This window comes from Luteibacter mycovicinus (assembly GCF_000745235.1).
In the GTDB taxonomy this organism is placed as follows: Bacteria; Pseudomonadota; Gammaproteobacteria; order Xanthomonadales; family Rhodanobacteraceae; genus Luteibacter; species Luteibacter mycovicinus.
Genome location: NZ_JQNL01000001.1, coordinates 38,508 through 52,182 on the forward strand (window position 1 = coordinate 38,508; position 13,675 = coordinate 52,182).

General features: G+C 63.5%; 12 protein-coding genes. 5 read left to right on the forward strand and 7 right to left on the reverse strand.

Going from position 1 to position 13,675, the window contains the following annotated elements:
* Positions 1-43 precede the first annotated feature (43 nt).
* The 3 genes from FA85_RS21725 to FA85_RS00185 form a co-directional block, all read right to left on the reverse strand.
* Positions 44-199 carry a hypothetical protein gene (locus FA85_RS21725; protein ID WP_156108731.1) on the reverse strand — a complete coding sequence of 52 codons (156 nt, stop codon included), beginning with the start codon at positions 197-199 and terminating at the stop codon, positions 44-46.
* 14 nt (positions 200-213) lie between these two features.
* Positions 214-348, reverse strand: a complete 135-nt coding sequence (locus FA85_RS22520) for a hypothetical protein (RefSeq protein WP_255349719.1) — start codon at positions 346-348, stop codon at positions 214-216.
* Between the two features lie 77 nt (positions 349-425).
* Positions 426-875 carry a YybH family protein gene (locus tag FA85_RS00185; protein WP_051943657.1) on the reverse strand — a complete coding sequence of 150 codons (450 nt, stop codon included), beginning with the start codon at positions 873-875 and terminating at the stop codon, positions 426-428.
* Positions 876-1,041: 166 nt separating this feature from the next.
* Here FA85_RS00185 and FA85_RS00190 point away from each other — a divergent pair, with 166 nt between their 5' ends.
* From FA85_RS00190 to FA85_RS21730, 4 genes are all read left to right on the forward strand, one after another.
* Complete coding sequence (locus FA85_RS00190) at positions 1,042-1,278, forward strand: hypothetical protein (protein WP_036113222.1); 237 nt, start codon at positions 1,042-1,044, stop codon at positions 1,276-1,278.
* 105 nt (positions 1,279-1,383) lie between these two features.
* Complete coding sequence (locus FA85_RS00195; protein WP_036117600.1) at positions 1,384-2,799, forward strand: cytochrome ubiquinol oxidase subunit I; 1,416 nt, start codon at positions 1,384-1,386, stop codon at positions 2,797-2,799.
* 7 nt (positions 2,800-2,806) lie between these two features.
* The gene (gene cydB / locus FA85_RS00200) at positions 2,807-3,814 is read left to right on the forward strand and encodes a cytochrome d ubiquinol oxidase subunit II (protein WP_036113219.1); all 1,008 of its coding nucleotides are present in this window, start codon (positions 2,807-2,809) and stop codon (positions 3,812-3,814) included.
* On the forward strand, positions 3,814-3,933 hold the full coding sequence (locus FA85_RS21730; RefSeq protein ID WP_156108730.1) for a DUF2474 family protein: 120 nt from the start codon (positions 3,814-3,816) through the stop codon (positions 3,931-3,933). Before cydB ends, FA85_RS21730 begins: the two co-directional genes overlap by 1 nt.
* 49 nt (positions 3,934-3,982) lie before the next feature.
* Here the strand turns inward: FA85_RS21730 and FA85_RS00205 are convergent, their stop codons facing one another.
* The 4 genes from FA85_RS00205 to FA85_RS00220 form a co-directional block, all read right to left on the reverse strand.
* Positions 3,983-5,593 carry a tryptophan halogenase family protein gene (locus tag FA85_RS00205; protein WP_036113216.1) on the reverse strand — a complete coding sequence of 537 codons (1,611 nt, stop codon included), beginning with the start codon at positions 5,591-5,593 and terminating at the stop codon, positions 3,983-3,985.
* Between the two features lie 24 nt (positions 5,594-5,617).
* Positions 5,618-8,056, reverse strand: coding sequence for a TonB-dependent receptor (locus FA85_RS00210; protein ID WP_036113213.1), 2,439 nt, complete (start codon positions 8,054-8,056; stop codon positions 5,618-5,620).
* Between the two features lie 192 nt (positions 8,057-8,248).
* Positions 8,249-10,729, reverse strand: a complete 2,481-nt coding sequence (locus FA85_RS00215) for a glycoside hydrolase family 3 protein (protein WP_081907480.1) — start codon at positions 10,727-10,729, stop codon at positions 8,249-8,251.
* 210 nt (positions 10,730-10,939) lie between these two features.
* The gene (locus FA85_RS00220; RefSeq protein ID WP_036113210.1) at positions 10,940-11,953 is read right to left on the reverse strand and encodes a LacI family DNA-binding transcriptional regulator; all 1,014 of its coding nucleotides are present in this window, start codon (positions 11,951-11,953) and stop codon (positions 10,940-10,942) included.
* Between the two features lie 221 nt (positions 11,954-12,174).
* Here FA85_RS00220 and FA85_RS00225 point away from each other — a divergent pair, with 221 nt between their 5' ends.
* Complete coding sequence (locus tag FA85_RS00225; RefSeq protein WP_036117594.1) at positions 12,175-13,647, forward strand: MFS transporter; 1,473 nt, start codon at positions 12,175-12,177, stop codon at positions 13,645-13,647.
* Positions 13,648-13,675: the final 28 nt, after the last annotated feature.

The window sequence follows — 13,675 nt, forward strand, 5'->3', positions numbered from 1 at the left end:
CGTGCGTGCCGCAATGGGCCAACCGACGAAACCGCGTTCGCTATCAGCGAACGCCTTCATCGCGCTTGGAAGCATCGTCCATTTTTTCCTCGCCTTCCTTGATCTTCTTATCGCGCTTGTCTTGCTCAGGTTTGTCCTGATTGGCTACGTAATTAAGATTGCGATCGCCGGACTGCGGTTTGTGGTTCTGATCGGCCATGGGTCTCTCCCGTTTCAGCCGTGGGTTTCGTCGTCGTGCGTCTGCTGCGGAGATTCTTTGTCTTTCGGCTTCTTCTCGACACGCTCCGCCGCTGATTCATCGAACTCTCTCGGCGTGGGTGACTTACTGCTTTTGTCACTTTCTGACATGACTAATTCTCCGGGTGATGAGGCACCACAGTGCTCTCAATGCCGTCATGCTCGCAGTAAGGTGGCGTGAAGGGAGCTCAGGAACTATGGTCGCTATTGATCAGCCAGAGACCGTCCACCTTGTGCATCAGCAGCGTCGAAAGCCCTGACGCCTCGGCGCCCGTGTCGGGTTTGAGATGGTAGCGGACGACCGCAAAGGCATACTGGGACCCGAGTTCCTTGACGTCGATCACGTCCAGCTTCAGCTTGCCCAGACCGGCGCCAGGCTTCTTATAGGTCGATGCGTACATGGCCTCGATCGCGTCGTAACCGACGACAGTGCCACTCGCGCTGACGAAGCGGGTGCCCGGTGAGCGCTCGTAGCACCCCATAAAGGTCTTCAGATCGCCCGCCGACCAGGCGGCTGCGCTGGTGTCGAGCGTCTGCTCGATGGCTTTGGCGGTCGGAACCGCCGGTGTCTCGGCCGATACGCCGGCGACCATCGCCACGGCGCTCGCGGCGCAGAAAAGAACGGACATGGTTTTCATGGCACCCCCCTTTTGATTCCGCATGATAGGCATGCTGAGACAATTTGTCCCGAATGTATGGAGCTTGTTCGTAGGTAGCATGCGCTGGAGGACGGCATCATCGGCGTTTTGAGGGCGATTTCCTCATGACAGACAGTGGCAAGTCACAGCTCGGAACGAAGAAAGCATGGATTGGGTCCCTATCGCCTTTATCATCTTCAAGGTCGTCGTTTTCGGCACAGGCATGTTCCTGGCCATCAAGTGGCATTACGAGCAAGGGAAAAAGGACCGCCCGATCGAGCGGCGTGCGGTACTACGCGTGGCCGGCAAAGTGGGGTTAGCCGTCGGGGTCTTCGTGATATTGCTCGTGGGACTGCTCTACGCCACCTTCGCCGTGAGCCGCAGACTCGGTCTGGCGATGTGAGCCAGTACCGGGCAGCTAATGACCGCAGCGACATTTTGACCAATACCGCCGTCGCGAAACAGGCATACGCTTACCCTATCTTTCGCTGGAGCTTGACGCGTGTCGATACCTACCGACCAGGCACTCCTTCTCGCGCGATGGCAATTCGCCTTCACCGTCTCTTTCCACATCATCTTCCCCGCCATCAGCATCGGCCTCGCCAGCTACCTGGCGGTGCTCGAAGGTCTGTGGTTGAGGACGAAGAATACGGTCTACCGTGACCTGTTCTTTTTCTGGTCGAAAGTATTCGCCGTCGGCTTTGCGATGGGTGTCGTCTCAGGCGTGGTGATGAGTTACGAATTCGGTACGAACTGGTCCGGGTTCTCCTCCATTGCCGGCTCGGTGACGGGCCCCCTGCTGACCTACGAGGTGCTCACCGCGTTCTTCCTCGAGGCGGGGTTCCTGGGGATCATGCTGTTCGGCTGGCATAAGGTAGGGCCACGAGCTCACTTCTTCGCCACGCTGATGGTGGCCACAGGCACGTTGATCTCGACGTTCTGGATCCTCGCCTCCAACAGCTGGATGCACACCCCACAGGGATACGCCTGGCAGGACGGCCGCATCGTTCCGGTCGACTGGCTCAGGATCGTTTTCAATCCGTCGTTCCCTTACCGCCTGATGCACATGGCGCTCGCGGCATTCATCGTGGCCGCGACGCTGGTCGCCGCCTGCTCGGCCTGGCACCTGCTCCGTGGGCGGAAGGATGCCGCCATCCGCAAGGCCTTCTCCATGGCGTTGTGGCTCCTGCTGGTCGTGGTTCCCATCCAGATCGTCGTCGGCGATGCGCACGGCATCAACACGCGCGAGTATCAGCCCGCCAAAATCGCCGCGATCGAGGGTCTCTGGGAGACGGAGACGGGCGGCACGTCGTTGAATCTTGTCGGCTGGCCGGACATGGACAAGGAAGAGACGCGCTTCGCGGTGAAAGTCCCGCACCTGGGCAGTGTGATCCTGACTCATTCGTGGGACGGTGAGATTCGGGGGCTGAAGAGCTTCCCCAAAGAGGACCGGCCCAACTCCACCATCGTGTTCTGGTCCTTCCGGGTGATGGTCGGCATGGGGATGCTTCTCCTGCTCATGGCGCTCGCAGGCCTCGTGCTACGCCGCGGTGGACGGCTTTACGAGCAGCGGGCTTTTCAGCGCTTCGTCCTGCTCATGGCGCCGTCCGGGCTGATCGCCTTGCTGGCCGGGTGGATCACTACCGAATCCGGACGGCAGCCCTGGGTCGTCTACGGCGTATTGCGCACCCGCGACGCGGTTTCGGCGATCTCCGCTCAGCAGGTCGGCACCTCACTGATGATCCTGGTCCTGGTGTACTTCGCGGTGTTCGGCACGGGTATCTATTACATGCTGAAGCTCATGCGCAATGGTCCGGACCTGCCACGTGACGCCGCGGAAGAAGATGCTTCCGACACCGGCAAGGGGCAGCCGCGTTTCGACCACCGGCCGCTTTCGCGACCGACCGACCCGATCGACGAGTGAGGTTGCCATGTCCTTCGATCTACCGATGGTCTGGGCGGCCATTATCGCCTTCGGTGTTTTCCTGTACGTGCTGCTCGATGGCTTCGACCTCGGCATCGGGCTGCTGTTTCCCTTCTTCGATCGCGAGCACGACCGCCAGGTGATGTTGAACACCGTCGCCCCGGTATGGGACGGCAACGAAACCTGGATGGTCCTTGGCGGTGCCAGCCTGTATGCGGCCTTCCCTGTCGCCTATTCCGTCCTGCTACCGGCGACCTACCTGCCGATCATCGGCATGGTCTGCGGGCTGATTTTTCGTGGCGTCGCCTTCGAGATCCGCGCCAAAGCGAGACGTTCGCAGCGCCTCTGGGATCTCGCCTTCATGCTCGGCTCGGCCACGGCGATCTTCTGTCAGGGCCTCGTTCTCGGGACGCTGCTTCAGGGCATCCCCGTCGTGAACCGACAGTTCGCCGGCGGTCCGTTCGACTGGCTCTCACCGTTCGGACTTCTCGCCGGGCTGGGTCTGCTCGTCACCTACGCGACTCTCGCATGCGGCTGGCTGATCATGAAGACCGACGGCGACCTCCAGCGGCGCATCTACGTCGCGATGAAGCCCCTGGTATGGGCCCTGCTCGCGATCATCGCCGTGGTCAGCGCATGGACCGTCCTCGGTCAGGATGCCGTGGCCCGGCGCTGGTTCGCAATGCCCGACCTGTTCTTCTTCCTGCCTGTTCCGGTTCTGGTACTGGCTTGCGTCTTTGGTATCCAGCGCGCCATCCGGCAGAAGCGTGATCGACAACCGTTCGTGCTCACGGCGGCGATTCTCTTCCTCGGCTACACCGGGCTGATCATCAGCATCTTCCCGAACATCATCCCGCCTTCGCTGGACATCTGGGCCGCGTCGTCTCCGCCGTCGAGCCAGAAATTCACGCTGGTCGGCGCGGCCATCATCGTGCCGATCATCATCGTCTACTCGGCCATGTCGTACTGGGTTTTCCGCGGCAAGGTGCGCCACGACGACCCCGGATATCACTGATGGACGCGCGCAGGCAAGGGTGGCTGGGACGTGCGGGCTGGTTCGTCGCGCTTTACGTCGCAGGTGTCCTGGCGGTGGCCCTGATCGCCCTGGCGTTCCGGCTGCTGGTACCGCATTGACGCCGAGCCGCTGGCTTGAGATCGGTCGCTCTACTTATCCCTGACCTCGTCATACACGGCTACGCTCCGCGATGCGGTCACGGTGACCGGCATGTGGGGCCGGGCTGGGTGGTCGATGCTCAGCGCAAAGCTGCTCGACCAGTGCGCGATGATCCGGCAAGTCATCCAGCGCCCTCACCGCCGCCTGCTGAATCATCCCGAATTCCCGCCGCGCCGCCTCCACATCCGGATAGGCGCTTCGCATCGGCTCCAGATCGGTTCTGAACTCCATCCCGTACAAGATGTACTGCCAGCTGGAGGTCATGAACATCTCCAGGTCGCTGACGAAATCCAGCCGATGCGGCGGCCTCGTCTTCCACTTCTCCAGCTTCTCCCGCAGCGTCTGCGGGATGCTCGAAGGGTCGGCATTCTCAAGCCAGAAGGCCGAGTCGCGCCTCTGGCTCAGGCAGTAATGCATCTTGATGAAGTCGATGATCCGGTCATATCGCGCCACCATCATCTCGTTGTAGTGCCGTGCCGCGCTCTCCATGTCGTCGGTGTCGCCGGGCAACAAATGCGTGAGCAAATACGTCGCCAGCTCGATCAGGGCAATGCCGGTCGACTCCAGCGGCTCAACGAAGCCCCCGGCCAGGCCCACCGCGACGCAGTTCTTCCGCCAGTGCTCAGGCCGATACCCCGTCTCGAACTTGAGCTGCATGGCCCTTCCGCCCTTCCCTGCTTCACCCAGGTACTTCCGGAAGACCGCTTCGGCTCGCTCGTCATCGGTATGCCGCGACGAATACACATACCCTACGCCACGCCGCTTCTGTAACCCGATATCCCAGATCCACCCCGCTTCCTGGGCGGTCGAGATGGTGTAAGAAGGAATCGGCGTATCGGGCGCGTCGTAAGGCACCTGCATCGCCACCGCACGGTCGGCGAACAACACATCCGCCCGACTACGGAACGGCGACTGCATCGCCCCGCCAATCAGCATCCCACGCAACCCGGTGCAGTCCACATACAGGTCCGCGGTGAGCTCGCCTTCTTCCTTCGTCACCACGCGCGCGATGGCACCGTGCTCGTCGAGCTCCGTACGCTCCACCGTCGCCGTATGCCGAACCACACCAAGCGTCTCCTGACCGTGCTCGGCCAGCACGCGTGCAAAGCACGCCGCATCGAAGTGGAAGGCGTGGTTCATCGGTCCTTGATAGTCCGCATCCTTAACGCGCTTGGGGGCACGCGAGTGATCGACCAGCGCGGTTTGCATCGACACCGCATCGGCGAACGGCATCCCCGCCGGCGCGGCGCCGAGCAGCCAGTACGGCAACAACTCGGGACCGCCCGGCCGCTGACTGGGCGCATTGAACGGATGAAAGAAATGATCCGCACCCGGCGCACCCGGCGGCCGTACCCAGTGCCGGTAGTGGATGCCTTGCTTGTACGTCGCGGTGGCGCCGACCAGAAAACGTCGCTCGTCGAGGCCGATGGCGGCCAGCGTTCCGCGTATGGACGGGAACGTGGCCTCCCCTACCCCAAGCAGGCCAATGTCCGGCGATTCCACGAGGTGCACCTGCACACTTCGCGGATCGACCGCGTTGACCGCCCTGGCCAGGTAGCACGCGGTCAGCCAACCCGCGGTGCCACCCCCGACGACCAGCACCTTCTTCAGACGCGCCATGCTGTCTCCCTGCCTTTCAGCCCGTCAGAGCCAGACGCCAAGCTGCAGGCCGTACGTGCGCGGCGCGAGGTACTGCGACACGTACTGCAACGAACCGTCGGCCATGGTGAAGCGGCCTGCGCTGGTCCGGATACGCCCATCGGACACGTTCTGCACGTATGCGTTGACCCACCATTTGTCACCCGGCTCGCTGTAACGCAGGGACACGTCGCCGCGCGTATACGCCTTTTGCTTGTCGCCCGCGCCCAGGTTGAAGTAGCTCAACCACTGTGCGCTCTGGTACTGCGCGCTCAGGCGTGGCGTGAGGCGCCCGCCATTGCCGAGCTGAAAGTCGTGCTCGTAGATGGCGGTGAGCGACACCTTCGGCGCGTGAGGCAGATCGTTACCGGTGACGTCCGCGCAGTTCGCGAGGTTCGACTCGGGCGGGCACGCCGGCAGACCCTGATAGTCGTTGGAACCGGCGTAGATCAGCTTGCCGAGCTCTTTCTTGGTAATGGACGAGAAGATCAGATTGAAGCGATCGCCCTTCTGCTGGTACGCCAGCTCCGACTCGAAGCCGATGACCTTGGTGCTGCCGCCCACGTTTGAGAAGCCCAGGCCGTGGTTGCCGTCCGGATAGACGATGGGCGCGGACAGCTGGAAGTTCTTGAAGTCTTCGTAATAGACCGCCGAATTCCAGGTCATGTGGCCGTCGAGGAAGACGAACTTGGCACCGACTTCGTAGTTGGTCAGCGTCTCGGGTTTGTACAGCGTGCCCGCGTCCTGCGTGCCGCCGGATTTATAGCCGGTGGACACGCTGGCGTAAGCCAGGCCGTTCTCGCTCACGTCGGTATCCAGGCGAACCAGCCACGTCGGCTTGCCCTTGCTGTACTTGGCCGTGTTCCGCTGCGAGACGCTGAAACCGTTCGACGGATCCGGATACACGTCCGGCGAGATCGGCACCTGCGGCACGGTCGGATCGTATGCCCAGCCCCAGTTGACGCCGCCCTTGTTCTCCTTGTCGTCATGCGACCAGCGCGCGCCGCCGGTGAGGCGCCAGTGGTCGCTGAGATGCCAGGTAGCCTGACCGAACAGCGCATACGACTCCACGGTTTCCTTCGGCTGGATGAAGGACCCCTGCCAGCTCACCGTGCCGTAGCGCGTGCCATTCATGATGGGGATGTCGAAGCGGATGTCGTTGTCTTCGTAGCCGTAGTACGCACCGAGAATCCAGTCCACGGTCTGTGGACCGGTGGACTTCAGGTTGATTTCCTGACTCCAGTTCTTGTAGCCCGAGCTGTTGGTGCGGTCGTCCTGGTAGACGCCGTTGGTGGTGAAGCTGGTGGGCACGCTGACACCGACGTCCTGATCGAAGTCGCTCTTGCCGGAGTAATGGTTGTAGCCGGCGATGTAGCTGAGCTGCATGCCGTCGCTGATGTTCCAGTCCATGCGGCTGCGCACGGTGTTGGACGTGCGATGCAGATACGGTGCGGTATCGATCAGCGCCGACCAGAAGTCCTGACCCTGACGTGGTGTCTGCATCAGGCTCATGCTGGGCGTGCCGCGGTCGACGAAGTACTCGTACGACAGGTTCCACTTGAACGCCTCGCTGGGTTGCCACAGCGCGCTGACGCGTGCCGCGGACTGATCCTGTGCGTTGTACTTGTCGCCACCCTGGACATACTGGCCCGGATCGATCGGCTTGAACCCGGCCAGCGTGCCGCCCGAGGCGGACGAAGCCAGATACGCCTGTTGCTGGTCCGCGACGCTGGGCAGCTGACCTGACGGCTTCTGGTAATCGACGTAGCCGTCGTGCTGCTCGTGCACCACGGCGACACGCATCGCGAAGGTGTCGCTGATCGGCAGATTGAAGGCGGCACGCGAGCCGAACTGGTGGAAGTTGCCCCCGCCCACCTGGGCATTGCCATAGAAGCCCGCACCGATCTCCGGTTTGGCCGTCTGGAAGCTGATGGCACCGGCGGTGGAATTGCGACCCCACAGGGTGCCCTGGGGACCGCGCAGCACTTCCACGCCATCCATATCCAGCAGCAGGCCCGAGGCGGCTTCGGCACGCGGCGCGTATACGCCGTCGACGAAGGTGGCGACTTCGGGGTCGGCATACTCGGTCTTGGCGCTGTCGTTGCCGATGCCGCGCAAGGTGAGTGTCACGACACCATGGTCACCCTGCGAGGTGCCTTGCAGGCCGGGCACGAGCTTGGTCAGGTCCTGGACCGTCATGACCCGCTCGCGATCGAGTGTGTCGACGGCGATCGCGGTCACGGCCACCGGCGTTTTCTGCAACGGCGTATCGCGCTTGGTTGCGGATACCGAGACGGCATCCAGGTTCTGGATCTTCTTGTCCGCGGCCTCGGGATTTCTGGGCGGTGGGTTCTGTGCCGTGGCGTCCTGATCCGCCGCTAGCAGCGTACCCGGCGCGAACGCGAGTGACATGGCGACATACATCAACTTGTGACGCAGGTTCATCTGACTCTCCCTCGATGATTCGGATCTGTGTGGTCCGTCTCGGACGACGGCCATGACACGATTTCCCCACTCCCCTTGCGCGCCGTCATTTAAGATGACAGCGCTGTCATTGCTGGATAGTAGAACTCTCTCGCAATGAATGCTTGCTGCGTGGCAGCAAGCCGACAAGGCACTTAAGAACGTCTTGCAGGGTCACGGCGCGGCGCCATGACCCGGACACGTCAACGTACGGTCCGCTACCGTGCCCAGCGACACCTCGGCGATAGCGATCCGCCCCGCGCTGTGGCTGGACCATTCAAAGGGACGGTCCACCTTGCTCATGTTCGCGCCGGCATCGCGGAAGCATTTCAACGGAATGCCGACGCGAAGCCACTCCCCCTTGGGCAGCGCGGCCAGCTGGCTCCCGACGGGCACCGAGCCGACGCATCCGGTTCCGCAGCCGATGGCGACGCTCGACGTATCATCCGCTGAGACGGCATCGATCTTGAGCATCGTCACCAGCAGCACGTCGCCATTGGTTTCACGATCCACATCGAGTGGCGTCGGCGCCACCAAAGCGACGCTCGCGTCACGTGAACCCTTACCGGACCAGCTGAAGCTTCGCGCATCTTCCTGTGCCTTGAAGTCGAGCGCAGCGACATGCAGGCTGTCGTCCGCCGTGGCGGCGGGTGTGGCTTTGACATCGGAGGTCGCTCCATCCGCGCCGGTCAGACGCACCACGAAATCCTGGGCCGGCTTTCCTCGAGTGAAGTAGACGCCGGCTTGGGCCGAGCTGAGGGCCAGCCCCGGGTTCTCGGGCAGCTTGCCGGTCGTGCCACCAGCGGCATACGTCAGCCCGAAGCCGTAAGGGAACTGCGGACGGTCACCCTTTGCGATCGCGCCGGGAATCTGCAGCGCATTACGCGGCCAGGCATAGGCAAGCTTGCCGTGAAAGTCATGGGCGACAGATCCTTCGCGGGTACGCAGCAGCACATCGGCGATACCCTCGCCTTCGCTGCCCGGTAGCCACGCGACCACGAACGCGTCGGCGGCATTGATTTCGCGGTTCATCCAGAGCGGGCGGCCGGTGAGGAACACGGCAACCACGGGCACGCCTTGTCCGCGCAGTTTGCGAAGCAGATCCAGGTCGCGATCGTTGCCGGGACGGTACGCGAGGTTCGGCAGGTCGCCCTGGAACTCGGCATAAGGATCCTCGCCGAATACCACGATGGCGACGTCCGGCTTCTGCGCGTAGTTACCGTCGACGGACAGTTCGGCGCTACCGCCGGCCGCTTCCACCTGTGCGCGAAGGCCGGCCCATACGGATGTGGCGCCCGGGAAATTGGCATTCGTCAGACCCGTTCCCTGCCAGGTGAGTGTCCAGCCACCGTTTTGCCGGGAGATGTCGTCGGCGCCTTCGCCAGCGACCAGGACCCGCTTGCGCGGGTCGATGGGCAGCACGCCATCGTTCTTCAGCAACACCAGCGCCTCGCGCACGGCACGGCGTGCCACGGCGCGGTGCGCCGGGCTTCCAACCACCTCGGCCGACTTTGCCGCCAAGGCGTTGGTGGACGGCAGTCCAGCCTCGAACATGCCGAGGCGCATCTTCACCCGCAGGATGCGAGTCACCGCGTCGTCGATGCGGCTCATCGGAATCACGCCCGCCCTGGCCTCAGCCAGCGTGTTTTTATAGATACCTTTCCACGAGTCAGGCGCCTCGAGCATATCCAGCCCGGCGTTATACGCGGCGGCGCAATCCTCGTTGGTGCAGCCGGGTACCTGGCCGTGCGCGTTCCAGTCGCCGAGAACGATCCCATCGAAGCCCATGCGCTCCTTCAGCACGCCGGTGATCAGTGCCTTGTTGCCGGCCATCTTGACGCCGTTCCAGCTCGAGAACGAAACCATCACCACCTGAACGCCCGCCTTGATCGCAGGCGGATAGCCGGCACCGTGGATGTCACGCAGCGTCGCCTCGCTGATCCGTGCGTCGCCCTGATCTCTGCCATCGTGCGTACCGCCGTCACCGAGGAAGTGCTTGGCGGTGGCGATGACATGCCCGGCATCCAGGAATGACGGCGTACCTGGCTTGCCTTCCAGCCCTTCAACGACCGCCGCGGCGTATGCCGCGACTATCTCGGGGTTCTGCGAATAGCCTTCGTACGAGCGCCCCCAGCGCACATCCTGCGGCACGGTGAGTGTGGGCGCGAACGTCCAGCCGATGCCGCTGGCACGCAGCTCCTGCGCCGTGACCTCACCGATGTCGTGAATCAGTTGCGGATCGCGGGTGGCGCCGAGCCCGGAATTCTGCGGAAACAGCGTGCTGCCGACGAGATTGTTGTGCCCGTGCACGGCGTCGATGCCGAACAGCACCGGGATGGCCTTGCCTCCCCGCGACGTGTCCATCGACGCACGGTAGAACGCATCGGCCAGCGCCTGCCATTGCGTGGCCACGGGAAACGGCTGCCCCGGTGGCTTGGAATTACCGCCTGCCAGGACCGAGCCCAGTCGATACTCGCGTACATCGTCCGGCGTGACGTACTTGATGTCGGCCTGGATCATCTGGCCGACCTTTTCTTCCACCGTCATTGTCCGCAGCAGCGCATGGATACGGGCTTCGAGCGCGGGATCGGGCGGGAGCGGCGAAGCACCCTTCGGCCACTGTTCGGGATGGACGGCGGCGGCGTCGCCCGCCATGGCGGGAATGGCAGACAACAAGGCCCCGGCAAGGGAAAGCGCTACGGGCAAGCGTCGCGATAACAGACCCAACGACTGCAGCAATGGCACGAGAAGGCTCCATCCACGCGCACCGGCGGTACGCTTCCGAGGCGCATCGTGGCAGGAATGACAGCGCTGTCAATTTGCGATGCAGCATGGCACCGGCGCCGACCGGCGCCACGGGTCCACTCAGGGAGCGAGGGCGGTGGAGCCTCGGATCTGCAGGGAAAACGGCATCTGGACCAGCTTACCCGTGCCTCGGCCGCGCAACTCGGCCAGCAACTGCTCGGCCGCGATCCTGCCCATCTCGCGGCTCGGTTGCAGCACGGTGGTAAGGGCCGGCCACAGCTGACGCGACAGCGGCGTATCGTCGAAGCCGCAGACCGAGACGTCGTCAGGCACCTTGAGGCCGAACTCGCCCGCCGCCCACATCACACCGGTCGCCATATCGTCGTTGGCCGCGAACACCGCGGTCGGTCGGTCGGCGAGCGAGAACAGGTGGCGCGCCGCCTCCACGCCCGAGGCGAAGGTAAAGGCACCCTGCACCACCAGCGCCGGATCTTCGGGTAATCCGGCCGCCGCCATGGCATCACGGTAGCCTGCCAGGCGCCATCGACTGGCGCCATGATTCGCGATGCCGATCACATGGGCGATCCGCGTGTGCCCGAGTTCAAGCAGATGGCCGACCATCGCACGCGCGGCGCTCTGCTCGTCCATCATCACGCCGAGGGTCTTGCTTCGCTTCACCGGCGACACCGCGGAAAAAGGAACGTCCGCCTCGCGCAGGCGTTTCAACAGCGGCGCGTATTCGGTAATGGGCGGCGTCAGCACCACCCCATCGGGGTGATGGTCGGAGATGAGTGTATCGAGGCGGCGGATGAAGTCGCTGTCGCGCATGCGCAGCGGTCGCACCATCATGCTGTAGCGATGCGCATCGCAGGCCTCGAGCACGCCGTCCTGGATCTCGGCCAGATACGTCGATGCCGGATTGTCGTTGTTGTCGTACAGCATCGCGACCAGGAACGAGCGGTTACCTGCCAGACTGCGCGCCGACGGATGGGGGCGATAATCCATTTCCTCCATGGCGGCACGCACGCGCTCACGCGTGGCGTCAGTCACGTTGGCCTCGTCGTTGAGCACACGCGACACCGTCTTGGGCGATACGCCGGCTTTGCGCGCCACATCTTCGAGGCGTACCCGCATGGATTCTCCGCTGTCGTCACACTGTCCAACGACTATGCCGTCAGATCCCTCCTGTTTACAAGCGCAACATCCCGTGGCGATGCTGCGCCCGCAACATGCGGCCTGGCCCGGTCCATGACATAACGGTGACTGGAGAGAGAGACCCATGACCCGGAACGACCATGCAGACCCGCTACGTGCGCGCTGAGCATATCCCTGACGGATGTGCCGGCTACGTACGGATGACGAAACGCTCCGCGCTTTCGTTCTGGCAGATCTGGAACATGTGCTTCGGCTTCCTCGGTCTCCAGTTCGGCCTCGCATTGCAGAACGCGAATGTCAGCCGGATATTCCAGACGCTGGGCGCGGACGTCAACGACATCCCCGCGCTATGGATCGCCGCGCCGCTGACGGGTCTGATCGTCCAACCCATCGTAGGTCACTACTCCGATCGCACCTGGAACCGGCTGGGCCGGCGTCGGCCATACTTCCTGGCGGGCGCGGTATTCGCTTCGCTGGGCCTGCTCTGGATGCCTAACGCCCCGGCCTTGTGGATAGCCGCCGGGCTGCTATGGATTCTGGATGCGTCGATCAACGTCTCGATGGAGCCGTTCCGTGCCCTGGTTGGGGACCAGCTGCCGACGAGGCAGGGTCCCGCGGGCTTCGCCATGCAGAGCTTCTTCATCGGTGCGGGGGCGGTGGTCGCTTCGCTGTTGCCCTGGGTACTCGCGCGCTTCGGCGTCGCCAATGTGGCGCCGCAGGGAGGCATTCCCGACACGGTGAAGTACGCCTTTTACGTCGGCGGCGCCGTGCTGCTCGGCGCCGTGCTCTGGACGATGCTGACCACTCGCGAGTACTCACCCGCGCAGCTGCGCTCGTTCGCCGATGCCGTGCCTGAGCGGCCGCCGGTCGACGTGTCGGGCGCCGGCAGACCCGGTGCGCTCTTGCTGCTGGCAGGTGGCGTTGTCCTGGTTGCGATCAGGCACTTCTCGCTGGAGAAGGAGGTCTACCTCCTTGCGGGCGGACTGATCGTCTTCGGACTTCTGCTCAGCTGGCTCAGCCGGACGGGTAGCCGGGGCATGCTGCGCGAAATCACCGGCGATCTCTACGGCATGCCGGAGTCCATGCGGCGACTGGCGGGTGTGCAGTTGTTTTCGTGGTTCGCGCTGTTCGCGATGTGGATCTACGCCACGGCGGGCGTGACGCAGACGATGTACGGCACGGGCGACACCAGCTCGGCCGCGTACAACGAAGGCGCGAACTGGGTGGGTGTGCTGTTCGCCGCGTATAACGGTTTCGGCGCCCTTGCGGCGGTCATCATCCCGCTGATGGTGCGCCGGTGGGGACTACGCATGAGTCACGTGGTGAACCTGTGCCTTGGCGGTGCGGGACTGCTGTCATTCCTCTATATCCGCGATCCCCGCTGGCTGCTCGCGTCGATGGTCGGTGTCGGCTTCGCATGGGCATCGATTCTGTCGCTGCCTTATGCGCTGCTGTCCGACCATTTGCCGACCGCGAAGATGGGCGTGTACATGGGCATCTTCAATTTCTTTATCGTGATCCCGCAGGTGCTGGCGGCAAGCATCCTGGGGATGTTGCTGCGGCTGTGCTTTCACAACCAGCCGATCTGGGCACTGGGCATCGGCGGGATCAGTCTGGTGATGGCGGCGTTGTGCACGCTCCATGTTCCGGAGCCGGAAGGGCGGGTTCAGTGAAGAGCCGCCTGTAGGAACGATCCCGCCT